2 protein-coding genes are annotated in these 1,639 nt (G+C 71.8%); one reads left to right on the top strand and one right to left on the bottom strand.

The window, feature by feature from the left end; all coding sequences use genetic code 11:
• Nucleotides 1–62: 62 nt before the first annotated feature.
• Entirely contained in the window at nt 63–344 is a 282-nt protein-coding gene (locus ACFXPK_RS32875) for a DUF1778 domain-containing protein (protein WP_385002755.1), read from the bottom strand.
• A gap of 952 nt (nt 345–1,296) precedes the next feature.
• On the opposite strand from ACFXPK_RS32875, the gene ACFXPK_RS32880 reads away from it, so the two are divergent.
• The gene (locus tag ACFXPK_RS32880) at nt 1,297–1,518 is read left to right on the top strand and encodes a DUF6207 family protein (protein WP_385080822.1); all 222 of its coding nucleotides are present in this window, start codon (nt 1,297–1,299) and stop codon (nt 1,516–1,518) included.
• Nucleotides 1,519–1,639: the final 121 nt, after the last annotated feature.

The raw sequence follows: 1,639 nt of genomic DNA on the forward strand, positions 1-1,639 counted from the left end.
GTCGAGCAGCCCGGCTGCATGCAGCAGGAACGTGACGTCGAGCGGGAGGGGTTCCGGCTGGGTCACGCGGCGTGGCCTCGCTCCTGGTGCTGCCCAAGGTCCCGCCGTGCTTCCTCCTCGGCCGCACGCTGCTCGGCGCCGGGGTCCAGACTGCTGGGCTCGGCCGCGAAAGCCGCGCCGCTGCGGGCCATGGACGCTTGGAAACCATCCAGGAACTGTCGCTCCACGGCGGTTGCGCGCTCGTAGGCAGCCGAGAGGATGTACTCCTGCATGCTGACCCCCGCCTGCTTGGCCGCTGCCGCGATAGCGGCCCGCTGCTCAGGGTCGGGAAAGCGGAGACTCATCGCTGTTTTGGCATTCATGGTATCCACGGTACCAGCGGTACCGTGGGTGCGTCTCGGGAGCGACGCGGACTGCGTATGGGCAGTGTCGGCCGCAGGCTCTTTGGGGAAGGGTGCGGTTGTCGGATGACGGTTATTGCAGGGTGACGTGGGGGCTGTGTCGAGCTTCCGCAGTGCCTCCTGTCGGCGGGAGTGTTGAGGTGTTGTGGTGCCGCCGCAGGGCATGTACTGCCTCGTGCGGGGTGGGTGTGCGGCCTGGTCCGAACAGGCGCAGCACGTCGCGGAGGGTGACGGTCGGGGGTGGTTTGCCGGCCCGCTCGCGCCGGTAGCGGAATCAGCGGTCATGCCGTCCGAGGCTGTCCAGCCGGCCGGTGAAGACGGATCACGGTGATGACTGCGGCACGCCCTGGGGCAGTACGACCCGGGCCGGCGCCGGCCTGCAACGCCCTTCGGCAGAGGCCCGCTTGGTCGGCCCTCGGGCGGCCGGCGGCCCGGCCCGGCTCGGTCTGTGGGCCGCGCGGAGGACGGTGGCCCTGGGGGCAGGGCCGTCAAGGTGGTATTGAGCGAGTACGGCTTATGGCATCGGGTGTTTTCGGCCGGGGAGACTCGTATGGAGCCCGTGGTTTCCTCCGGCGGGCTCCCTGCGGCTGTTGAAGGCCGGCAGTGGGGGAGTCCCGGCCGGCGGTGCTGTGGTCAGCCGGTGGCCACTACGTGGAATCCCTGTTTTGGGCGGTCCCGTCCGCGCCGCGCTGATGACGGGCCGGATCCCGGCGTGTTCGGGCGGGGCGGCGGGGCGCTGCACGCCGCCGCGACCGGGGGAGCCGATCGCTGGTACCGGCGAGGTGCCGGTCTGTGACTTGCGGGCGAGCGGTACATGGTCGGGTGGAGGCACCGCAGCGCCGGAACACGGCCCGGGCGTGCGGGCACGGTGTCGTACGAGAACCCGGACAGCGGGATGCGTGTGAGTCGGCCTGGCGGGCTCGTGGCGGAGATGCAGGCCACGGCGCTCGTTCTCAGCAGGTGCTCGCCGGGGTGCGGGGCGACGGCGAACGCGCAGCGCATCGCACGGGACGTCGGTCAGCTCGGTGTACGGCTGCGCTGCTGTCACGGCGCGCGCCCGCCGGCCGTGGCGCCCGCTGTGCCGACCAGGGGCGGGTGCGGTCGCGGAATACCGTGACAAGTACCGCCGTCTGCTTCGGGACCTCGACGTGAAGCCGCTGATAGCCAGGGGACAAGGGGGCCACGCGCCGGCGCGTCACGACGCCCGTGAGCCCGCGCCAGTGGGGTTGGGCGCGCGA

The organism is Streptomyces sp. NPDC059142, assembly GCF_042755665.1.
Lineage (GTDB): Bacteria > Actinomycetota > Actinomycetes > Streptomycetales > Streptomycetaceae > Streptomyces.